The organism is Virgibacillus dokdonensis, assembly GCF_900166595.1.
Classification (GTDB): domain Bacteria; phylum Bacillota; class Bacilli; order Bacillales; family Amphibacillaceae; genus Virgibacillus; species Virgibacillus dokdonensis.
This window is the reverse complement of sequence record NZ_LT745763.1, coordinates 2,626,281-2,648,677: the sequence shown is the minus strand read 5'-3', so window position 1 is coordinate 2,648,677 and position 22,397 is coordinate 2,626,281. Positions and strand designations below refer to the sequence as shown.

Genomic DNA, 22,397 nt, shown 5'->3' with positions numbered 1-22,397 from the left:
TTAATTGAATTATTTTACGTTTAATGGTATTAAAAAACCTTATATAAAGATTATAAGAGGTAGAGAAAGACCTGCATGGGCGCCATTAAATAGGGTGACGACAAAACACCCTAGACTTGCTGGTGAAAAATTAATTAGAACAGGGATGGAAGTTAGAGAAATAACTGTTCCTGTTTTAATAGAGCATGACGGAATACCTGACTTGCAAAAAGTAAAAGAAGATATGGCGGCTTGGTTGGTGACTAAAGAACCTAAAGCGTTGATATTTAGTGATGAACCAGATCGTACTTATTATGCTGCTGTTGAAGGTGGGCTGGATTTAGAAGAATTGACTTATTGGGGTAATGGAACAATTAACTTTGTTTGCCCAGACCCATACAAATACGGTCAACCCCACAAAACAATCGCTTTAAAAAAATATACTTGGGAAGAATATGCAGGACAGAGTTGGAGGGATTTAATTGGCTCTTAATACACCAAATTTAAAACTAGTAAAGCCAGAAATAACGGACAAGATAGACGTATCTATTGCTAACTTTGCACAAAATGCGGATAAGATAGACGCAGCCACAAAACAGTTGCAGGATAAAACGGCGTCATTGCAATCTAGTTTAGATAAGACCAAGCAGGACGTTTCTAACTTGCGATCAAGCTTAGATAATACTAAAAAAGACGTATCTACATTAGAGAGTGGTTTATCTACAGTAAACAAAAATGTGGCTACTAACAAAAGTGAGATTGCTAGTAATAAAAGCAGAATCAACGCAAACGAAAGCAACATTAGTGAAATTAATAAGGACATTGCAACTATTAACCAAACTTTAGATGTTATTCAGAATGGTTTAAGCGAGGTAAAAAGCAAAGCACAGGAAAATAAAAATTCTATTGAAGCAATGCAAACTCAATTAACCGAATATGGCAATCGCCTTACAGCTTTAGAAAACTTACTGAAAGAATCCGAAACCCCACCAGAAGGTGAAGCTTAATGCGTTGGATTGAAATGTCTCAAACGAATGAGGTTACTGTCAAAGGTACAGCTGATACAGCACCTTTTATTATGGCTGTTATTAAAGATGAAATACCTTATATGCAGCTTAGTTGCAGAGATGAGATATTGCGAATACATTATAACTTTAAGAAAAACGATGTGGTAAAAATAGACTTTGACAAGCGTAAAGTATTTATTAATGGACGTTTGCAAATGGAAACAGTCGATCTGCGTTATGCAGATTTTTTTAAATTGGAGCCGGGATATAACGAGATTAAGACGGTGCCAACAATGCAATTAGAGGTTGAATATACGGAAAGGTGGTTGTAGGAGTGAAAGAAAAATTATATATCTTTGACAAATACGATAACTTGCTAGCAATCACTGACAACTATATAAAAGCTGATTTCGAGGAGACGGTAGAAATGCCTGTCTCTTTTTTAATCAATTACCCTGCATCTGATAGCGATGCTGAGTATTTAGTTGGTGGTAATCAAGTGGCTTTTCGTGATTTAAAAGGAGATTTCCGCCTGTTTACGATTAGAGAAGTAGACGACAGAGACGGCGAAGCTACTGAAAAGATTGTTAATTGTATGCCGGGTATACAGGAGTTAGCTGATGTCATGGTAGAGGAACGTAGACCACAGGATAAAGATGCTGCATATGTTTTAGGTCTGATTTTGGAAAATGCACGCTGGCAAGTTGGTAATGTGGCTGATCTTGGTATAAACTCCACTAGTTTCTACTTTAAAAACGCCTATGAATGTTTGGGAGAACTTACCGATATTTGGGGCGGAGAAGTCGTTGATCGTGTCGAGATTAAAGGCAATAAGATTGCTGGTAGATATGTTGATATTGTCCATCGTAAGGGATCAGATACGGGGAAAAGGTTTGAGATTGATAAGGATATTAAAAATATCACAAGGACAGTGCTTTACTATCCGAAAACAGCCTTATACGGAAAAGGTAAATCATTGCAAACAGAAAATGAAGGCTATACAAGAAAAATTACATTTAGGGACGTTGTTTGGTCTAAGAAAAAAGGTGATCCAGTAGATAAGCCAAAAGGGCAGGAGTGGGTAGGAGATCCGGATGCATTAGAAAGTCATGGCATACCTAACCACCAAACAGGCAAAATGATGCACCGATTTGGATTATTCGAGGATAGCGAGGAAGAAGATCCAGAAAAACTACTCGCTAAAACATGGCAGGCTGTGCAGGATGAGAAGGAACCAAAAGCACAGTATGAAATGGATATTATCACATTTTACGGCATATCTGGATATGAACATGAACAGGTGTTTCTTGGTGATACAGGCATTGCTAGAGACAAAGATATTAAGCCTATGATATTGATAGAGGCGCGTATCATGTCGTGGAAATATGATATCGGCAATCCCGAGGACGGTAGTCTTGTTTTAGGTAACATCTTAGACCTAGACCCAGATGACAGTGATATTGATTGGGTTATTGACAAAGTGAAGGACAAAGAAGGCAACTGGGATGCTGGCGGTGGCCCTATTACGGATGACAAGTTTCCAGATGTAAAACCTGATGTTCCTAAAAACGTAAGAGCTGAGGGCTTGTTTAAAAAGATTATGCTGTCATGGACATTTGAATCTACTTACGCCATAGCTGCATATGAGGTGTTCGCTAGTAAAACCAATGGATTTGCTCCCGATCCTACAAACCTTGTTTTCCGTGGGAAAGTAGGTGGCTATAACTTTGATGCTGATACGGATGAAAAATGGTATTTCCGAGTAAGAGCTGTTAATACGCATGGCACAGCAAGTGAGTATTCAGAGCAGGTTAGTGCTTCAACCGTGCAACTAGACTTACCAGATATAGAGGATATTGTTCCTGACTTTATCGAATACAGCATTTACAAAGGCAAGGAAGCACCTAGTCCTAAAGATTATAAGTATTGGTTGGATACCAGCAAAGAACCTAATATCCTACGTCACTGGAATGGTGAGGATTGGAAACCACTTGCTCCTACAAGTGCTGATGAACTTGGTGCGGTAGCTATGGAAGATTACCAGGAAAAAGTAAGTCAAATTGTTTCCGATTTAGCTGATAAGGTTGGCGCCGAATGGGTAAATGGGCAACTGGTCAAGAAAGCTGATAAGGAAATCGTTGACGAGGTTAAGGCAGACCTTGCCGAAAAAGTAAATGCGGAGTGGGTGAATGGTCAACTGGTAAGCAAAGTTAACAAAGACGATGTTTACACGATTGAACAGGTAGATACTCGCTTTAATAATGTTGTATCAAAAACCACTTATGAGACAGATAAAGACGGCATTGTTGAAAATTTGCAAAGTCACGAAACGATGATAAAGCAAAACGAAAAAGAAATAGAATCTAAAGCATCGAGTACGGAATATAACTCTTTAAAAAATAGAGTTGACACTGCGGAAACATCTATCACTCAAAACGCAAAAGAAATAAAGTCTAAGGCAGAACTTGAGACTGTAAATGTCATAACAGGTAGGGTTGAAAGTGCTGAATCTAGCATTACGCAAAATGCCAAGGAAATAGCTAGTAAGGTATCTGGCGAACAGTATAAAAAGGATAAAGATGGCATTATAAGAGACTTAGAAAGTCATGAATCTCGCATTATCCAAACGGAAAAAGATATTACTGCTAAAGTTGATAATAAGCAATATAAACAAGATAAACAAAGCCTTGAGACGTCAATAAATAAAAATAGTGCTGCCATACAAATTAACGCTGAGGGCATAGCAAGCAAGGTTGATAACACCACTTACAACACCGATAAGCAAGGTATAATTACCGACATCAACAGTAATAAATCAACCATCGAACAACAGGCGGATATGATTAGAAGTAAAGTCGATGCAACTTATGTTAAAGGCGAGCTGGGTAAGATAGAGGTTGGTGGAAGGAATTTAATTATAAACAGTAATCAATCTTATAAAACTGTAAAAGCAGGTATCTGGTACTATCACATCCAAACAAGAGACTTAGAGGAAATGGGTTTGAAGCCAGGGGATGAAATAACATTATCTTTTACGGCAAAATTACCTAAAGATGCACCAGCATATATTAACCCTAGATTCACTTGGTTTTATCCTGATGGCAGATTCCACGAATCAAATCGCGGAGAAAAAAAAATATATCCGGGAGAAGAAAAAAGATTAACTCATACTGCAATCATTCCAGAGGATTGCTATAAGCTAAATTTCGCTGTGCAAAGAAGCGATGCTGGTTCCGATGCATCCGAACTTTTATTCGAAATTAAACACGAAATGGCTGAAAAAGGAAACAAGGCAACCGATTGGACGCCAGCACCCGAAGACACCGATAAAAAAATCGAATCCGTTGAACACTACGCATCAGAAATTGAGCAAACAGCTAAAGGTGTCGAGCAAGAATTTTCAGCAATTAAAACGGACTACGAAAAGTTTAAAAGTACGGCTAACTCCACGTTTAAACAGCAAGCGGACTTGATTGAGGGAAAGGTAACGGAAACTACTTATAACAAAGACATGGATAATATGACCATGCGCGTTAGTACAGCCGAATCAACTATTAAACAACACGCTGACCGTATTGAGTCAAAAGTAAGTAAAAATGGCGTTGTATCCAGTATTAATCAATCTCCCGAACAGATTAAAATTAATGCGCAACGCGTTTCCATCGATGGTGATTTAGTTGTTAGAAACGGGAAAGTTTATATTAAGGATGGCGTAATTACCAATGACCTTATTGCAAGTAATGCCAAAATAGATTTTGCTAAGATAGCCAACGTAAGAGTAACCAATGCAATGATCTCTAGTGTTACTGCCGATAAAATTAAATCTGGTATCATAGATGCGAACAAGGTGCTAATACGTGTTAAAAATGGTACACAGGCTATCCAAATAGACGATAAAGGATTTGAGTCAGTCGATAGCAGGGGCAGGGTAAGGATACACATTGGCGTACGTGATATAGCTGGCAAAGGGCAGTCTGACCCTAGTACGATAAGGTTTTTCAGTGGTAATGGTAGCGATGCAGCTAGTGTCGGAATGAATGTTAACAACGACTTTATAATTGGTAGTCAAAATAATGATGTGTCAACATCTCTTTATTCGGGCAAGAGAATGTTATATAAGGCAGACGCACATAGATTTTGGTTTAATCAAGGGCCTTCTAGTAACTACTGGGAGTTTAATGATTATAAAGATGGTGATGGAGATTGGCATCCACGCATTTACAGTAATAGAAGTGCAGGGGGCTATGTAGGTATAAAATCTAGGAGACTATGGAGAGTATATACAAATTATCTTCATTGCAAAGACACAATAAAGCTATCCACAAGAGACATGAAAGAAAATATTAATGATTTTGCACCAGAAATGGCGCAAAACATTTTCGATCAAATAAAAATTAAATCATATCACTATAAAAATGATGATAAACAAAGCTCTAGATGTAGAAAAAGCTATGGTCCTATAGCAGAAGAAAGCCCAAAAGAAATATTGGACGAGCAAGGTGATGCTTTAGTACAAGACAACTATATAAACGTTATTGCAGGAGCACTAAAATACCAACAACAGCGTATTGATGAACTTGAAAAAATTATAAAAGGAGAATCCTAATGGAACAAGAAGTTAATTTACAATATGTAGTAAATGCATTAAGTAATCAAGTAGCACAGCTTTCACAAGAAAAAGCCTATCATGAGGCTATAATTACCGCACAACAAGAGGAAATAAATGAGCTGAAGGCAAATACATCACAAGAAGAAGAAAACGCTGAATAGGCGTTATTTTTTATGCAGGAAAATTGTTCCTCCTTGTCGAAATTAGTAGGTGAGGAGGGTGATTATCATTTCTACCCAAGGTAAAATAGAAGGAAAAATATATTGTAGTACATGTGACGTGAAAACAAACCATGGTTATATTTTTAAATACGAAGAAAATAGTAATGATTTACCAGAGGCTGATTTACAATTTGCCGATTCTTATTATATAACTAAATGCTTAGGCTGTGATACTGTAGCGTTTTTTAGAGAATACGGAGACGATACTATGGTTTATTTAGGTGAATTTGAAACTGAAAAATATGTTTATCCTGAAGAACCGGTGGCAAAAGTGCCAACAGTTAATTATAAGTATGATATTCAACATTTTAAGAATGCTCCAGATACAATATTAGAATTGTACAAACAGGTTGTATCATGTTATGAATTAAGGCATTACTTGTTGGCAGCCGTTGGTTTGAGAATGATAATAGAAGGTTTTTGTAATGACACCTCAACTAGCAATGGGTATATATTAGATAAAAGTGGTAATAAGAAAATTAATAAGGCTAAAAAAGAATTAAGGAGTAAAAGTTTAGAAGGACGCATCAATGGTATGGAAGAAAAAAAATTAATTACTCCTGTAAATGCTGGGATTTTACAACAAATAAGGGATCTAGGCAACGCTACTGCACATGAATTAGATGTACCTAAGAAAAGCACTATTAAAAAGGGTTTGAATATAATTGAAGATTTAATAAGAACGGTGTACGAGTACAAAGAAATAAAAATTAATGATTAAAGCATCTCAAACGAGGTGCTTTTCTTTATGTCTTATGCAGGGAGGTAAACATGACAGTAGAACTTGGCATTGTAGTAGCTATTTTAGGGCTTGTGGTAAGTTATTTAGGCTATCAGTTAAACAAGTCCAAATCTATTAAAACAGACAGCAGAGATACAGCAGAAGTTCGTTCAGAACTTGGATATATTCGCAAAGGAGTTGATGATATAAGAATAGATTTAAAAGCCAACGAGAAAAACATTGCTCATTTATCAGAAAGAGTTACAAGAGTAGAAGAAAGTAGCAAGCAGGCTCATAAAAGAATCGACAACATGGAGAATTAAACGGCTAGTCCAAACGGGCAAGTCGTTTTTTTAATATTTTATACCAAGGAGGTAATTTACATGAAAATCAACTGGAAAGTAAGAGCAAAGAAAAAATCGTTTTGGATTACGTTAGTTTCAGCCGTTATTTTACTGGCTCAAATTGTGGGTGAGTGGTTTGGTTATACTCTTGCTGCCGATTTAATTAACGCAGAAGCAACCAAGTTTATTAACGCTGTATTTGGTGTGTTGGTTATTTTAGGTATTGTTAATGACCCTACTACCAAAGGATTAAGCGATAGTAAGCAAGCAAGACATTATAAAAAGCCTAGAGACAATGCTTAATAAGGTAAAAAAACGTTGATTAAGGTGCTCATTCGCGAGTGCCTTTTTATATTACAAATAAAGGAGAGATTTAAATGACAAAAGAAGTAGCGATAGACATTGGACATGGATCTGATACGTTTCCACCAAACAAGGGTGTATATATTGGTGGTAAAGGTTATGCAGAGCATGATTTTAACTCCAAGGTAGGGGTTGAGTTGGACAAACTACTAAAGCACAACGGATTTAAAACAGTAATGAAACAAAAGCCTTTTAGTCCTGACGTAGGTTTAACCACACGTACCAATTACTATAATTCAAAAGGCGTTGATCTAGTTTGGTCTATTCATGCCAATGCAAATGGTAATAAAAACGTTGATGGTCGTTGTGCATTTTATTGGCATACAGCAAAGGACTCTAAAAAACTGGCAGAGTTATATGTAGACGAGTGTAAAAAAGCAGGCTATGACGTCCACGGTAATGGTCTACATGCTTCAAAGCCGAACAATTGGACTGACCTACACATTTGTCGTGAAACAGCTATGACAGCAGTGTTGACTGAAAATGGTTTTATGACAAATGATGAGCCGGGAAAAAATGACGATTTTGAATTGATTTTCGGTAGTAAGCAAAAGCAATATGTAAAAGATATGGCAAGAGTACATGCTAAGGCTATTTGTCGTTATTATGGAGTTAATTTTAAGGATTTGGATGGTACAACTGTTGCTGATAAACCATCTAAGCCTAGCAAACCAAACCCAAATAAAGGCTCATACAATGGCAATTCCGTTGTTGAGTATCTTAACCATAAAAAGATAGATTCTAGCTTCAGAAACCGCGCTAAACTAGCCAAACTATACGGTGTTAAAGGGTATAAAGGTACGGCTAGCCAAAATACAGAGTTGCTAAATAAACTTAAAAAAGGCAAGCCTGTATCTAAACCATCTAAATCCATAAAAGTTGGCAGCAAGGTATACCTAAGCAAGGGAGCGAAAAAATATGTTACTGGTGAAAATATACCGTCTAGCATAAAAGGTAAAACCTACACTGTACAGCAAGTAAAGAGAAATAAAGTGCTACTCAAAGAAATTTATTCGTGGGTATACAAATCAGATGTAGGTGGATCTGGTAAGTCCAGCAAACAAAAATCAAAATCGTTTAGTCCTGGACAAAAAGTAACGGTCAAAAAATCAGCAAGCACCTTTGCGACTGGTGAGTCCATTGCTGACTTTGTTAAAGGTAACTCATACACGGTTAAACAGGTTAAATCAGATCGTGTGTTACTTGGTGGTATTATGTCTTGGGTGCGTAAATTAGACGTGTATTGATGTTAAAAAGCCCCGTCCTTAGTTGGATGGGGTTGAATTAAAATTTTATCTAATTTGTTCTGTGGTTATATAAATTAAACACAAATCATCCGTTTCTTGGTCGTATGCACTTTTGTAATAATGTGCATATCGGTAGTTATTATCGTTCTCTGCTGTTTGTATATCCCAAAAGTTGTAAGCAAACTTATCACTTTCCGAAATTTTTTCTTTTGGTGACTCGCAGTCGTTACAAAATAGCACTTCTGATATCTCCTCATTGTAACCAAGCATAGTACTCCGCCTTTGTTTTGTGTATTTCGGCCAGTATATCATTATCTTTTTATTTGTAAATACCTAAGTTTGCTTTTCTGTTGAAATGGAGTAGCAATGTTATAATAGGAAAATATTTCTATAAGTAGCAGGACTTTTGATTTATTTGTCGAATATTACAAGTAAAATGAAACTGATTTACTTCTGAGAGAAAGGGTAGGGGTGTATGGTTGAGCATGGTAATATACCAAAAAAGTATATTAATCAATTAGCAAAATTAAATAAAATTAAATTTAGGAGCAGGGAAAGTAAGGAGATAATAGAAGATCTTATAAAAATTAATAAGAAAGAACAAGTTATTTATTTGAATGAACAATTTAAATTTAAAGGTAGGAATATAACTTTATTAGAAATAGAATCCAATTTCCCAGAAAAGTGCAAGACGCCTGAAAAGTTCATAAATATTCTACAACGGGAAGGGAACCTACCAGTTTTTAATAAATCAATTTCGACAGAGTTAAATTCAGAGTGGCGCCCTGAGCTGTCAGATGAATTTAAAATATGCGCACTAAAACACGAAGGGTCAAGCGTATATTTAAAACTTGTGCATAAAAAATACACAACAAAATATATTGATTATGATAAAATATTAACATACTACCCTTCGTTTGCATCTATTGTGGTTCATTTTGGAAGTGAAGAAAAGATACAATTCAGATGTTCAAATACTGACTTAAAGAAATATATTGAACATATGTACAAAATTATGGGTATTACACAAGAAACGAAATTTTACACGGTTCCAAAGTTGACCAAAGAAAATGCAAAGCGTCTTTGTGATCTTCTTTCTGCTGGAGTAGCTTCAACACATATTGCAGTACCATCTACTGTAGGTAGTATTAGGTTTAATGGAAAAAAAGGTATAAATTTAACTGAAGATAGTACGATGAGTACTATTAAAGACGCAATAGAAAAAACGGGATTGCCTACAGATCAGACGATGGATGAAACTTGTTTTTTTCGTTTTGAAGACCCAACTACTTCGATAGTAGTTGAAGCTACATTCGAGGTTAATATTCAAAAGGGTGTATTTAAATTTACAACCGATGTACCAGAAGTTGTAATAGACCATGTTTTAGATGCTTTGATAAGGGTAAACATTACTGAGAAGGCTCTAACGCAAAGCGCAGCAACAAAAGAATAATAAGAAGCGAGGGGGGGGGAGAAACAGTGAACAAAAGCATTCCTTTTCTGGAATTAAATGAATTGCTTACAAGGTGGGCTATAAATGTTCCAGAGATAGAAGACTTTACAGTTGAAAATGTTCTTTACGCTTTAAATCTCCCTAATTCTTTTTATGAACCAATATATAGATATTTGATGAGCAAAAGAAACTTTGAATTAAATCCGGGTAAAATGGTAATATGCCCTAATAATCATAAAATAGAAATACTTTCACTTGAAGAAGAAGTTGATGAAGAAACTTTTTGTTTTATATGTGGAGAAGAATTTTATGTAGATGAGTTAATCCCTGTTTTTTCTTTTACTCCACAATTCAGGCAAACTTCTTTGGATGAAATTAAAAAAAAAAGCAAAAACAACAGAGAACGTGCCATTTTCCAACTGACGTAACAAACCCAATAACTTTTAAACAGATAGAACGTGATTATGGCTTAGTAAGTATAAATATACATGGAGGAGTTTTTTATATGGGTGATGATAAAAGTAGATCATTTGGAAATATAGAGAATAACAGTTTTGGCTCAAACATTAACTTAAATGGAGATAATGTAAATCAAATCAATACCGAAACAAACAACCAAATTACAACTGCTCTTGAAGAAGTAGAAAGTGAAATTGCTGAAATTCCAAATAATGATAAACAATTCGAAGCAAAAATGTTTTATAAGTCCTTAAAAGAGCATATTGAAAAAAATGAGACCTCAAATGTGAGAAGATGCCTTTCAAAACTTAAGGAAATCATTGGGAGTACTGCAGGTATTGTAACTATTGCTAAGTTTTTGGGTATCGATATCGACATTTAAAAAAGCCCTCACTCCGAGGGCTCTTTCTTTTTCCATACAACTACCTCTCCAGATAGTTCCTCACATAACTCATCACATTCAGTAATACTGAGCATACTACTATCTCTAATTTCAGTCATCCCACCATCAGTAAAACCATCGTCGTAGTATTGCTCCAATCTTTCCATATCTTTAACAGATCCAAACCCAACTAAATATCCTGGTATTATTCTTTCCACGACAAAACCACCTCCTGTAACTATAATCGAAATGAGTTACGGGGAGGTGGTGTTTTTTGTTAGACTAAAAGCCTATAATTGTTATAATTAGGGAAAAAGGGGAAGGGGGCTTTACACACTTGACTGGTTATAATTTTAATGAATATAAAATCAAATATAGGAGGAAATCAATTGGCCAAGAAAAAGTATTATGATGAACATGGGAATCAAACTCGTTCAAAACCACCAAAACGAATTTATCAAAAATGGTGGGTTTGGTTAATGGTGGTTGTTGTGGTATCTGTTGGAATCGCTGTTCTTGGTAGAGAAGAAAACATAGAAAAACCAGTATCAACAGGAATTTCGAAAACTGAGAAAGAAGAAAAAGAGACAAATGTAGCTGATCCGGAGGAAGAGGGAACGAGTGAAGAATTAACTTATACATATGAAGATTTTAAAGGAACATATGCATTATTTGAAGGAGAGCCGTACAACTCTCCTATAGGGTTGGATATAAGGGTGATTGGAGACGATTCCTATAGAAGTTTTAATCTTTGGGATGTAGGTATGGCTTCTTCCATTCTTGATAAAACAATAGAAGGAAATATTTTAACGCTTCATAGCGGAAGTGAAACAGAACAATTCGAGCTACGTTATGAAGGTGATAAAAAAATTATGCATTCAATTAAAAATGGACAATCACTTTATTCTATGTCTAGTCAGGATTTGCAAACTCACTATAATCAATTTGAAATTGATTATGCAAGAATTATTTTGACAATAAATGGTGAGCCAAGTTTAGATCAATGGCTTGTGTGGGAAGATCCTGTTGTTAATATAAACCATAGTTCAGCTGGTGATCCAGTCCTTCAGATTGCTGATGATATTGTTTATCCAGATGACGTAACTCATTTATCTAGCACTATAATGGATTCTAATTACATTAGCTATACAGCTAATGGCGACGGATATATCACGATTTATCCTAATCCATCGCATACTCAAGCTGAACAATCAGAAGAAGAAAATCGTCAACTTGCTCAAGAAATTTTAGATAATGCATATACAATATATGTAGAGCCGTTCGATCCTTACACTGTGGCAGATTTTATTGGGCGTGTTGAATTTATATATGAATAATAACGGGATTGAGTAGGACGTTTAAAATCGCCCTACTTTTTTCTTTTTAATCCTTCCCAAACAAACACAAAAAGGCTTAACTATCGAGGCTGTACATATCTTTATTGATTCTTGTTATCTGTTTGTTAATTACTGCTTGCAGTTTTTAATCAATATTTTAATCAATTCTTTGAGTAGCTCCTGTTCGGATATACATAATTATTAAATATCCGGCGGCACAAAATTAACATAAGTCGCTCTCTTTCGTTCAAAACCTACAGCCTTATATAAATATCTGGTACACACTTTAGTAGTCATTTCTCGCAGTTGTTCTGGCGTATATTCCCACACGCCAGATTTATTTTTATGCTGCCACTTATATGTGGTTTTTCCAATCCGTTTAATATCCAAATGGTATTGGCTATACAGTTGCTTCTTAGTGGCAGCTAAATCTTTGTTTATTAATCTAATGGCTTCATCCGTAAAGTCCAGATAAAAGTCCGGATCGTGAAAACCATCAAAATAATGCTGGTCGTGTTTAAATACAGCTATCGCAAGAGGCATGGCTATAAAGTTTACAGCGAGTTGCTTGAGCTCTTTATTCATGTTATCACCTTTAAGAACGTTTGTACTTATTATAAGCAACTAACTACTTTTTATTAGTTGTAACTTATGTATATGCAAAAATTGTCAATTTGAGTTATGATTTAACCAACATACTTATTAAAGGGAGAGGAAGGAACATGGAAATAACTCTTAATTCTACTTCTGCGGGTACTGCTATGGGTGAAGACATAATACTGCGAGAAACTACTACCACTAGAATTCTTTTTAGACCGATGGTTACAAATAATCCTAACAACGAGGAGGCTTCTGTAAGAGGGTGGTTTACATATCAAAAAAAGAAGCCAGGAGGGAATTGGGAAGATTACAAAGAATTGGATAACAACAGACTTAGAGCAGATGAATGGACCAAGTTAGAACTTAAATCAGAAGAGTTGTTAAAATTAGTTACTGAGTTAGATGTTTACTATAAAGTCTATAAAAATTACGGAATTCAGCCAGGGCGAAATAAATTTTCAAAAACTGATTTACAAGTAGAAAAAATAGCAGAAATGTTGAAAGAAAATAACTCTATAATTAGCTCACTTTTAGAATTAGATGAACACAAAAGTGAATTACTAGAGAAAACAATTAAGTGGATGGGAACCACAGATAACTCAGAAGAAATTGTCGAAAAGTTGCTTGAGATACAAGGTGATGAACTTGACCATCTAAATAACGTAGTAGGGATAGCAAATCTCAAAAAATTATTAGCTATCTGGGGAGAAAATAGTGATAATAGTGATGAAGAATTTTGGCAAAGAACATTTACAGAAAATGCATGGGTTTTAAGTCAGATTTTTGCTAGCCCTTTTTTAGACTTTCAACAGAAAGCGTATTTAGGAGGGAAAACAATAGGAAATAAGGAAGGTAAAATTGTTGACTTTGTTTACCGAAATAACCTTTCAAAAGATGTCGCGCTTATTGAAATTAAAACACCTAGCACTAAATTAATATCTAGCAAGTATAGATCAGGAGTATACTCTATAAATACTGATATAACGGGATCTGTTGTACAGGTCCTAGGGTACAAAGAGCAAATAATGAAAGATTACCTCCGTCTTCAAGAATCTTGTGGAGAAGAGTTTAAAGTTTTCAACCCACATTGTGTTGTTATAGCAGGAAAGATAGAAAAACTAGAAAAAGATCAGCTGCAATCATTTGAGTTGTATAGAAAAGAAATGAAAAATGTCGTTATTATTACTTATGATGAGTTATTTCAAAAAGTGCAACTTTTGCTCGATTTATTGGCTGAGAGTAATGGAACTGTCGAGTAAATCTATTAAATAAAAAGACCTGCTAATAGCAGGCTTTGAATAGTAGTCGCTAGTGACCAAACAGTGACCAACGAGTGACTAAAACGAATTTTTAGTACGGTCACCCCCCACAATTCACCCACAAAATTTTGAAAAAGCATGATGGATTTTAAAAAGTAAAAATTACTAAATGCTGTTATAGCGGCTTTATTGATAGAATAAAATATGGTTTGAAATCTAAAAATAATCTCGTTTGAAATGGAAGGGTCTATTGGATAATATGAATAAACAACTCCTTTGTTACAACGATGTCTGTGACAAGGGGGTTTTTTCTTGAGCTATAAAAAAGATGAAGGAATATGAAAAGCTTACTCTTTTCAGGGAAATCAACGTAGCATGTGGGTTTATTTTCTTCATTTTAGGTGTATTTTTGCATTCAAAGGTTTAATGGGACTTTCGTTTTTAAGGAATAATGTCTTTCTATATCCTTCTTTTGCCTTGTATGTAACGCTTATTTCAACAATCCTATTTTTTAGCAATCATTGTACTTGGTTTGACTATAGGCTTTCTCGGTTAGTTCAGCATGATATATGCGTTAATTCTCCACTACAGAAAAATTTAGTTTATACTTATAATGAAGCGTTTTATTTTTGGAAAAAACTAAATTTTCAAGGAGAGGGGATATTTTTTTATGAATGCAATTGGGTTATTGCTATTACAATTTGAAGAAATTAGAAGCAGAAGCATAAAAGTGTGGGAGGCCATTCCTGAGGAAATGTTGCATTGGAAACCTGATGAAGAAGCTTTAACATGTGCTGAAATGATTAGACATTTATTAGAAGCTGAGTTCCTTTTCCATCACGTTCTTATAGGTAGAGGTGGTAAGGGGCTTGTTAATTTGGATAATCCATTTGAAGCAAAAGAATTTATATCAGTGGAAGATGAACTTAAATTTGCTAATCCTTTTCGAGAGAGGTTTTTGGAATATATTCAAACACTGGACGCGCATGACTTAGAAAATATAGAAATAGATCTAATTAATGAAGGAGGTTATATGAAACAGCTAGGTGCAATGTTAGTACGGATTGCTTACCATGAGTCAGTTCATACAGGTCAATTGCTAGACTACATGAGAACAATGAGAATTACCCGTCCGAAGATATGGGATTAAGGATTAAGGGTTTATAAATAAATACGTAAAAAGTTTAATTCAAGCTATCGTTTTTAGGGTGTGCTGTATTTATCCCGGATATAAGGTGTTGTAAGACTTCAAGAATTGGAAGATGCGAGCTGAACAAGTCTAGGTGGGAGATAACAGCACCAAAATTTCTTTTTTAGCTTAAGCTTGACACCATCTCACTACATGTGGATAACTATGTTTTGCCAAGGCAGCGATTATCCACATTCTCACCTTATGTAAAGCCACAAGCGACTCAATTCATATAAATGGTCTAAGTACTGACCATGATATTATAAATCATTTGAGCTCTGGACAACTATCGGTATTTTTGTTATGTTAGGCGAAGGAGCGAGGAATATGGAAAGGGTATGTATGCAGCAATAATAAAACTTATTCTAAGTGAAAAAATCGTAGCTAATATTTAGCTACGATTAGAAAGTATGTTTTTTTTACAGCTTTAATTTCTGTAAAATAGCTGTTAAATTGTTATTAGTATGGTGTCCAATGATATTACCATACTGGAATGCTCTATCTGCTCTTGCTTGAAATTCTTCTATCCAATTTCTATTTCCCCATTCATTAGCTTGTGTGGCATACATTGTGAAATGAGGGGATATTCCAGTTGCTTGTTGTTTTAAAGATTCTGTCGCTCTATTAAAATCAAAAGTGAAGCCTGCATGTTCTCTAAGGGATATTTGGCCTGCTTCATACAAAGCAGTACTTATCGCGTTGAGATCTTCAAAAGAAGCATTCGTAATATCGTATTTTTCAGAAAGTTCTCTCCAAATATTCGGTGTATCTTTTTTTGCTGATGATGTTTCTTGAGTTTGCTTCATGTCTTTGCTAAAATGGTCTTCCGTTTCTGTGTTTTTTATATTTGTATTTGCTGGTAGAGTATGGGCTGTTATTGCATTCATTTGACTAATATTCATATTATTTTCTCCTATTGTTTTTTGTTATCTAATATTCATCCTAGCGCTCATTGTATTCCAAGGTGCGTTGATAGAGGTAGCTTGATATGTAAATCTACCATTCTCATATCCGCTAGCGTCCCACCACCTAAAATACCCATCAATGATTCGATCACCATTTAAATCAATGGCTTCGTCCATAAGCATTGGTATATTTCCACCATTCATTTGGGCTATCCTTGATGTATTTCTACTATAGCCAATTTCCCTTGTAACAATGTACATTTCTTCTCCACCATGATCTTCAATAGATGTTAATTGATTTAGTGCAAAGTATTCATACTGTGGGTAATGAGTAGAAATAGCTGCATATACACTTAAAGAAGTTAAAGGAGGAGCGGGTCCTTGAAGAGTTATACCTTCTACTGATCCGTCTTTCGCTACATCTTCTTCAATAAATTGAGCATCTGGATATTCCTCTTGAAGAGACTGTAAAGCTTGATCTTTTAGCAACTTTTTATGCAAAGTAGTAGATTCGTCAACAGAAGACGCTGAAACTGCCCCTGCCGTTAAGAAGAGCGTTAAGGCTATGACTACTGCGGTAAATCCTTTTTTCATATAAATAAACCTCCTTATTGTTTTTTCTTAATTGAGCTAAGTTAACCCAATATTATAATATGTTTATTTTATCGGAATATTAATGAAAAAATTTAGAGAAAACCATTTTTTATTATTCTGAGCTATAAATTATTTTGATAAAAGATGTTTTCTATAATTAATTGTTTACTATCCACTAATATGTAGCACAGATAAATGGAGCAACTTATGCGACAGACTTAATTTTGGAAATGAAGATGGTGAGAAGAAAGGAGGAAATCAAAAAATAGATGCGTTTTAAAATTTGGAGTATTATAGAAGGCTTTAACCGATATAGTGTTTTACAAATAATTTTATGGATATAATGGTAAAAATATATGTTATAATAAATATAATCAGTTTACCGTTTCAGGAAGTCATGACTAAATGGCAAAATTAACAATTGAATCTAAAGAGTTTCAACAAGTCCTTGCTAATCTTCGTTTCGAAAACATGTTTCTTTCACCTGAACTTCAAAAGAAAGTTGTCAGTCTAGTGAATAATGATGAAAGGATTACCCAAGAGACGATAAAAAGGATTATTGCAAATGGATAAATATAATATAGAAAATCAAGCGGATTATTTATTGAAAAGCAATTTTTTTGAGCTACTTCATACGATGAACTAGAGCAACTGGAAGCGGTTGCTTTTTCCATACGTGCTTCATAGTTAGAAATTGAATGGTTTTGATTGGCTTATCCCTTTCACAATTGAAGCGCTTGAGCAATTACATTTTATTTATTTCAGGATATTTATCCGTTTGCTGGTAAAATTAGAAACGTTCAACTGATGAAAGGGGAAACTAGATTTTGTCAAGCGCAATATATTGAATCTAACTTAAATGATTTATTTCGTAAATTAAATAGAGAACCTGTTTGGGAAACACGAGATCAAGCTAAGAAACAGTTAGCATTTTATAAGTCTGAGCTCAATATGATTCACCCCTTCAGGGAGGGGACTGGACGAGTGAGTCGTTTGATTATTCGTGAAGCCGCTCGAAATCATAGATATAATTGGGATTTTGGAAGGATTGACAGTGCTTTATACACGAAAACAATGATTAGAAGCGTGATAGATGTATCCTCATTACAAAGTTTATTTCATCAAACCTTAACAACATGTCATTAAATTGATTTTTGGCAAAGGTTAATGAAACCAATATCTTCGTTTGCTTTTCTTTTACATACAAAAAGGGAATTTTCTATGTTTTATGATTTTTTTCGCTATTGGTGTGAGTAATGGAATATATATGAAAGGAAGTTTGAACAATTTGAAAAGATTCTTTGTATTTTCATTAAGTTTTATTATTTTGTATTTCGTTATGCAAGTGTTAACGGGTTTCATTGTTACCTTACTATATGTTCCAAACATAGCGAAAGCATGGAATACCGATGGGGCATTATTTCAGACTATTACATTACAGGGTAAGTCTTTTCCAATATCGATTATTTTTGTATTGATTTCTGTTGCTATTGCTTACTTTATTCAAAGGAAATTTGTCAGGCTACTTCATAATAAAAGAGCATAGTAACACTTATTTACGGAGCAATTTAACATGTAAAGGTACAAGGAATCCAAATGCAATAATGTAGGCAGCTATGGAAACAAAAGGATTCCACCCAGTATATTTCAGGTAATCCAAATGTACCATAGTCCATTCCAATAAAGCAGAAATAATTGTAAATACTACTACTAAAAACCATTTGTTTTTATGCGTATAATAGTTAATAAATAATATTGCTAAGGAGGAAGGGACAAACGTATACACTAAAATTTCCGCAAGTCCAGCTGTTTTTGGATCAGCAAGATGTATTAAATCTAATGTTCTGGCAACTAATGAATCACTAAGCCAAGTTATAAATGCAACAATTCCAAAAGTGGCGTATAGCTCTTTCCAAGTAAATGTTTTTTAGGGATAAAAAGTATAGTGAGTACTAAAATGATGCTAATCGTAATAGGAAACCAAATTCCTTTTGAATGTAAATCAAGATTGTGGATAACTTTATCCATACTTATTCTCCTTTATTTAGACAGATATACAATTAACTTGCATTTATATGATACTGAGAAGCCATTGTGTGCATATCATAGTCACCATCTCCTGGAATGATTCTAAAGAATCTTAAGCAAAATATATCATTAATCCTTTAAAATTTGCACATCTTACCATAAAGTTAATCTCTATTTAATGAATGGTTTTCTTTCATCCTTCACCTAAGCTTATCTAACTTATCTCATCCAATTCATGAATCTGGACTCTCAGAGCGCTTTATATCAGGGGTTAATCTTAGGTGATAAACCAACTTGAATAATAGCGGACACCTCATACATAGTATTGGTTTTTTTAAAGGAGATATACACTATAAGGGTGAGGAATCTGACTTGAAAATATGAATTAATAAACCACCAAAAAACATGATATACTGGGGGAATTCTTTAGAGAAATTTCTAATCGAATTTGGTTTAAACCAATACAGAATGGAAAGTGTAGTGTTGCAGAAATAATAAGTCATTTTATTCCTTGGGATAAATTTGTAATTAACGATCGAATTCCTGCTATTCTAACAGGCGTAGTTTTATGCGCTCCACGTGATCGATAATTGGTGAACAAACAAGCTGCAAGAATGAAAAATCGATAACCATTACACAAATTTTAAATGGTTGAGAGAGACTTTTATATTGGGGTGAGTAAGCTGATCATATGTACATATCTTGACGGTTTAGTAAGTCATGGTCTACATCATAAAGCACAAATACATGGATACATCAACAGAACATACGACTTAAGTCTAAATATCGATCGCTTGCAAGCGTTTATGGAGTAGATATTAAAGGGGAATTATGAATGTTTACGTATGTACGGAGCAATAATAGTACGGTATTGAAAAAAATGTGTTTAATACGAATAAAATATTTAACCAAATTGCATTTGATAAACAGGAGCTCCATTGTGCTGACATTTTTCAACAACACATGGAGTCAAAACGATTGCAAACGGAAAGATATGTTATTCAAAACAATGATACCCCTGTAGGAATTTTAGAATATGGAATGCATAGTCCGCGAACGAATATGCCTTGGCTAACGCTTTTGCTTATTGATAAGAAATATCGAGGAAAGGGGTTAGCTAAAAATGTTTATTTACAGTTCGAAACATGGATGCAAGTAAAAGGAGCTTCTAATATTCAAATTGCTGTCCATGCTAACAATGAGAAAGCGTTATTATTTTGGAGTAATATGGGTTTTAGGCAGTATGATGGACGTGTTTACCAAGCAAAGCGCTAATATAGTTAAAGTGAATCTTCAATCGGATTTTTTCTTTCCGACTCATAAATATGGATTTTCGAAACGAGAAGCGCTCATATACACGTATACAACTGAGACGAATTTTTTAAAGGCTGAACGGCAAACCAGACTTATTAGGTAAGTTATGAAAAAACAAGGCCATTTCCAACCGTGCAGTTACTATGTTGTTATGAAAACAATAATGATAAAAGGATAAGATGACATGTTTACTTAGATTTCTGATTATAGCTTTTTAGATTGGAGCTGAGGCTGTTGATTACCGATGTCGTTACCAAAGAGATTTGGAAGCGTTTCATTCATGAGGGGAGTCTAGTGGATGAAAATATTTCCTATGAGCTAGTTGACTCTTGGGAAAGATGTAAGCAAGAAGGTGTTAATCCGTTTGATGGGATTTCTAAATCGATTTTACAGCCAGATGAACTCCAGCGGCGTGTAGAACAAAATGCACTGCTTATTTCGTTAGTAGAAGCGCAACGCAATCAGTTACATTATTTTTTAAAGGGATGGCAATATGTTACGACATTGACAGATAAAGAGGGTTACATACTACAAAATAGAGGCGAGCAGTCAGTAGAAGCAAAAGCTTATGATATTTTATTTATTCAAGGCTCAAATTGGGGCGAAACAGAAGTGGGAACCAACGCAATTGGATTAGCTCAATTATATAAGAAGCCATTTATAGTAAGGGGTTATGGCCATTTTGCAGTAGCCTCACAAATTTGGAACTGTGCCGCTGCACCAATTGTTGATCATCATAATCAGTTGATTGGCATTCTTAATATTTCAAGTCCCTATAAACCAATAAACTTTAATTATGTACTGGCTTCGGTAAAAATGATTGCCGATTCTATTTCGCTTGCTTGGCGAAAAACCATGTACGAGGATATGGAACAATTACAGAAATTATCTTGTTCTAAAAATGCAATTATTTGTTCCAATGATGATGTTATATGTAAGTTACCGAGGCATTTGGAAAATAAATATGGATATATGCTTGGTGAACCGTTAGATAACATAATGCCAGAGATAAGTTTGCATGGTGAAAGAAAACCACTTTTAATAAATGGCCGCTCCATAGGTTATGAGGTTTATGTGCAGGAAGAAATAAAGGAAAATCCTGTTTATTTTGCAGGTGTGACAGGAAAAAGTGATGTATTTCAAAAGGTATTGCAAGATATTCATAAAGTTGCTACAACGGATGCTGCTGTTCATATATATGGAGAGACTGGTACAGGAAAAGAATTAGTTGCTGAAGCAATTCACCGTAATAGTGAACGTGCGCATCAACCTTTTGTTTCTATTAATTGTGGGGCGATCCCTGAACAGTTATTGGAAAGTGAGTTGTTTGGTTACGAACCTGGTGCATTCACCGGTGCTCATAAAAATGGTAGAAAGGGAAAGCTAGAAGCGGCAAACAAAGGCACTTTATTTCTAGATGAAATTGGTGATATGCCTTCATCCATGCAGATTTCTTTGCTTCGGGTACTACAACAAAAGCAAGTAACTCGAATAGGAGGCTATGAGCCTATTCCTATTGATGTGCGCATTATTTCAGCAACAAATGTAGATATACGTCAACTAGTTGCAGAGGAGACAATGCGAGCTGATCTCTTTTATCGTATTTACGGTTTTCCTATTTATGTACCGGCTTTACGACAACGCAAAGAAGATATTCCTTATTTTATCGATTATTATTGCAAGGAAAATCATTGGTATCCAAGCTGGATAAATAAATTAACAGCTACTTTTAAACATGGAAGATGGACAGGGAATATTCGTGAATTATTTAATGCTTTAGATCGCTGTCGCATTTTATTTCCAGAGCAAACACCTGAGGAAGAGGAGCTTTATCAGATTATTTCGATTTGGGATAACACAGAGCTGATAAGAGTAGAGAGCAACGAAAAGGAAACACAAAATTTTCGCAATCAGTTAGAAGTAGACAAGATTAAACAAGCATTAAAAAAACATCACAATCATGTACCAAGTGCTGCGGCTGATTTAAATATATCACGAAGCACATTATATCGTAAAATTAAAAAGTACCAATTGTAGCGTGCTTCATTCCAAATATTTTTTCTCGTTTCTCGCTTGTTGGATGATATAAATTCATGAAAAGGATAAGGATAACACCTAAAAAGAGAGTTTTTTTAAAAGCCGATGTCCTAAAAGCCTAATATGATGTAGTCGCATTCTATTAAATCTACTATTTTAGTATTACAAATGAACAAGTGGCCTTTTTGGGAATAAACCTTAAGAATAAAAAATGCGACAAAATGAGACAATTTGCGAAAGTTGTCTCATTTTTTGTTCTCCTAAATGAAAACGCTTTAATGACATAACTTAAAAAGTTGGCATGTTTTTTGCTTATATATAAGTGAAAGCACAAAATATGAAGGAGGAT

At 34.8% G+C, this 22,397-nt stretch carries 27 protein-coding genes; 20 read left to right on the top strand and 7 right to left on the bottom strand.

The window, feature by feature from the left end:
- Positions 1-4: 4 nt before the first annotated feature.
- The 9 genes from B2C77_RS13970 to B2C77_RS13935 all read left to right on the top strand — a co-directional run bounded on the left by B2C77_RS13970 (position 5) and on the right by B2C77_RS13935 (position 8,491).
- Positions 5-472: a distal tail protein Dit gene (locus B2C77_RS13970; RefSeq protein ID WP_077704944.1), complete on the top strand. Its 468-nt coding sequence runs from the start codon at positions 5-7 to the stop codon at positions 470-472.
- Positions 462-986: a coiled-coil domain-containing protein gene (locus B2C77_RS13965; RefSeq protein ID WP_077704941.1), complete on the top strand. Its 525-nt coding sequence runs from the start codon at positions 462-464 to the stop codon at positions 984-986. Before B2C77_RS13970 ends, B2C77_RS13965 begins: the two co-directional genes overlap by 11 nt.
- On the top strand, positions 986-1,318 hold the full coding sequence (locus B2C77_RS13960; RefSeq protein ID WP_077704938.1) for a phage distal tail protein: 333 nt from the start codon (positions 986-988) through the stop codon (positions 1,316-1,318). Before B2C77_RS13965 ends, B2C77_RS13960 begins: the two co-directional genes overlap by 1 nt.
- Positions 1,309-5,592, top strand: coding sequence for a phage tail spike protein (locus B2C77_RS13955; RefSeq protein ID WP_176087330.1), 4,284 nt, complete (start codon positions 1,309-1,311; stop codon positions 5,590-5,592). The genes B2C77_RS13960 and B2C77_RS13955 overlap by 10 nt, the downstream gene beginning before the upstream one ends.
- Complete coding sequence (locus B2C77_RS21705) at positions 5,592-5,756, top strand: hypothetical protein (protein ID WP_176087329.1); 165 nt, start codon at positions 5,592-5,594, stop codon at positions 5,754-5,756. Before B2C77_RS13955 ends, B2C77_RS21705 begins: the two co-directional genes overlap by 1 nt.
- A 118-nt stretch (positions 5,757-5,874) precedes the next feature.
- Positions 5,875-6,537: a DUF4145 domain-containing protein gene (locus B2C77_RS13950; protein WP_141130731.1), complete on the top strand. Its 663-nt coding sequence runs from the start codon at positions 5,875-5,877 to the stop codon at positions 6,535-6,537.
- Positions 6,538-6,587: 50 nt separating this feature from the next.
- Positions 6,588-6,860 (top strand): type II secretion system protein, encoded by a 273-nt coding sequence (locus B2C77_RS13945; RefSeq protein ID WP_077704930.1) that lies wholly within the window; start codon positions 6,588-6,590, stop codon positions 6,858-6,860.
- A 60-nt stretch (positions 6,861-6,920) separates the two neighbouring features.
- Positions 6,921-7,184, top strand: coding sequence for a phage holin (locus tag B2C77_RS13940; RefSeq protein ID WP_077704927.1), 264 nt, complete (start codon positions 6,921-6,923; stop codon positions 7,182-7,184).
- Positions 7,185-7,258: 74 nt separating this feature from the next.
- Complete coding sequence (locus B2C77_RS13935; protein ID WP_077704924.1) at positions 7,259-8,491, top strand: N-acetylmuramoyl-L-alanine amidase family protein; 1,233 nt, start codon at positions 7,259-7,261, stop codon at positions 8,489-8,491.
- A 45-nt stretch (positions 8,492-8,536) separates the two neighbouring features.
- Here B2C77_RS13935 and B2C77_RS13930 read toward each other — a convergent pair whose 3' ends face one another.
- Complete coding sequence (locus tag B2C77_RS13930; protein ID WP_077704922.1) at positions 8,537-8,761, bottom strand: hypothetical protein; 225 nt, start codon at positions 8,759-8,761, stop codon at positions 8,537-8,539.
- 205 nt (positions 8,762-8,966) lie between these two features.
- On the opposite strand from B2C77_RS13930, the gene B2C77_RS13925 reads away from it, so the two are divergent.
- The 3 genes from B2C77_RS13925 to B2C77_RS13915 all read left to right on the top strand — a co-directional run bounded on the left by B2C77_RS13925 (position 8,967) and on the right by B2C77_RS13915 (position 10,785).
- Positions 8,967-9,944: a hypothetical protein gene (locus B2C77_RS13925; RefSeq protein WP_077704919.1), complete on the top strand. Its 978-nt coding sequence runs from the start codon at positions 8,967-8,969 to the stop codon at positions 9,942-9,944.
- 26 nt (positions 9,945-9,970) lie between these two features.
- Entirely contained in the window at positions 9,971-10,372 is a 402-nt protein-coding gene (locus B2C77_RS13920) for a hypothetical protein (RefSeq protein ID WP_077704916.1), read from the top strand.
- Positions 10,373-10,449: 77 nt separating this feature from the next.
- Positions 10,450-10,785: a hypothetical protein gene (locus B2C77_RS13915; protein WP_077704913.1), complete on the top strand. Its 336-nt coding sequence runs from the start codon at positions 10,450-10,452 to the stop codon at positions 10,783-10,785.
- Between the two features lie 8 nt (positions 10,786-10,793).
- Here the strand turns inward: B2C77_RS13915 and B2C77_RS13910 are convergent, their stop codons facing one another.
- Entirely contained in the window at positions 10,794-11,003 is a 210-nt protein-coding gene (locus B2C77_RS13910) for a hypothetical protein (RefSeq protein WP_077704910.1), read from the bottom strand.
- Positions 11,004-11,174: 171 nt separating this feature from the next.
- Between B2C77_RS13910 and B2C77_RS13905 the strand changes: the two genes are divergently transcribed.
- Entirely contained in the window at positions 11,175-12,122 is a 948-nt protein-coding gene (locus B2C77_RS13905; RefSeq protein WP_077704907.1) for a YdeJ family lipoprotein, read from the top strand.
- A 201-nt stretch (positions 12,123-12,323) separates the two neighbouring features.
- On the opposite strand, the gene B2C77_RS13900 is transcribed toward B2C77_RS13905, so the two are convergent.
- A complete protein-coding gene (locus B2C77_RS13900; protein ID WP_077704905.1) occupies positions 12,324-12,707 on the bottom strand; it encodes a YhjD family protein in 384 nt (127 codons plus the stop codon).
- Between the two features lie 137 nt (positions 12,708-12,844).
- Here B2C77_RS13900 and B2C77_RS13895 point away from each other — a divergent pair, with 137 nt between their 5' ends.
- On the top strand, positions 12,845-13,981 hold the full coding sequence (locus B2C77_RS13895; protein WP_077704902.1) for a Shedu immune nuclease family protein: 1,137 nt from the start codon (positions 12,845-12,847) through the stop codon (positions 13,979-13,981).
- Between the two features lie 670 nt (positions 13,982-14,651).
- Entirely contained in the window at positions 14,652-15,131 is a 480-nt protein-coding gene (locus B2C77_RS13890) for a DinB family protein (RefSeq protein WP_077704900.1), read from the top strand.
- Positions 15,132-15,589: 458 nt separating this feature from the next.
- Here the strand turns inward: B2C77_RS13890 and B2C77_RS13885 are convergent, their stop codons facing one another.
- Both B2C77_RS13885 and B2C77_RS13880 read right to left on the bottom strand, forming a co-directional pair.
- Complete coding sequence (locus B2C77_RS13885) at positions 15,590-16,072, bottom strand: hypothetical protein (RefSeq protein ID WP_077704897.1); 483 nt, start codon at positions 16,070-16,072, stop codon at positions 15,590-15,592.
- A gap of 24 nt (positions 16,073-16,096) precedes the next feature.
- On the bottom strand, positions 16,097-16,669 hold the full coding sequence (locus tag B2C77_RS13880) for a DUF4879 domain-containing protein (RefSeq protein WP_077704894.1): 573 nt from the start codon (positions 16,667-16,669) through the stop codon (positions 16,097-16,099).
- A 405-nt stretch (positions 16,670-17,074) separates the two neighbouring features.
- Between B2C77_RS13880 and B2C77_RS21435 the strand changes: the two genes are divergently transcribed.
- From B2C77_RS21435 to B2C77_RS13870, 3 genes are all read left to right on the top strand, one after another.
- Entirely contained in the window at positions 17,075-17,242 is a 168-nt protein-coding gene (locus B2C77_RS21435; protein WP_141130730.1) for a Zn-dependent hydrolase, read from the top strand.
- Positions 17,243-17,413: 171 nt separating this feature from the next.
- Positions 17,414-17,815 (top strand): Fic/DOC family protein, encoded by a 402-nt coding sequence (locus B2C77_RS22380; protein ID WP_077704891.1) that lies wholly within the window; start codon positions 17,414-17,416, stop codon positions 17,813-17,815.
- A gap of 142 nt (positions 17,816-17,957) precedes the next feature.
- Positions 17,958-18,215, top strand: coding sequence for a hypothetical protein (locus B2C77_RS13870; protein WP_141130729.1), 258 nt, complete (start codon positions 17,958-17,960; stop codon positions 18,213-18,215).
- Between the two features lie 6 nt (positions 18,216-18,221).
- Here B2C77_RS13870 and B2C77_RS13865 read toward each other — a convergent pair whose 3' ends face one another.
- Both B2C77_RS13865 and B2C77_RS21700 read right to left on the bottom strand, forming a co-directional pair.
- Positions 18,222-18,455: a hypothetical protein gene (locus B2C77_RS13865; RefSeq protein ID WP_077704886.1), complete on the bottom strand. Its 234-nt coding sequence runs from the start codon at positions 18,453-18,455 to the stop codon at positions 18,222-18,224.
- An 86-nt stretch (positions 18,456-18,541) separates the two neighbouring features.
- Complete coding sequence (locus tag B2C77_RS21700) at positions 18,542-18,697, bottom strand: hypothetical protein (RefSeq protein WP_176087328.1); 156 nt, start codon at positions 18,695-18,697, stop codon at positions 18,542-18,544.
- An 882-nt stretch (positions 18,698-19,579) separates the two neighbouring features.
- Between B2C77_RS21700 and B2C77_RS13860 the strand changes: the two genes are divergently transcribed.
- Both B2C77_RS13860 and B2C77_RS13855 read left to right on the top strand, forming a co-directional pair.
- Positions 19,580-19,972, top strand: a complete 393-nt coding sequence (locus tag B2C77_RS13860; protein ID WP_254843971.1) for a GNAT family N-acetyltransferase — start codon at positions 19,580-19,582, stop codon at positions 19,970-19,972.
- Between the two features lie 273 nt (positions 19,973-20,245).
- Entirely contained in the window at positions 20,246-22,048 is a 1,803-nt protein-coding gene (locus B2C77_RS13855) for a sigma-54-dependent Fis family transcriptional regulator (protein ID WP_077704881.1), read from the top strand.
- The last annotated feature ends 349 nt before the right edge of the window (positions 22,049-22,397 follow it).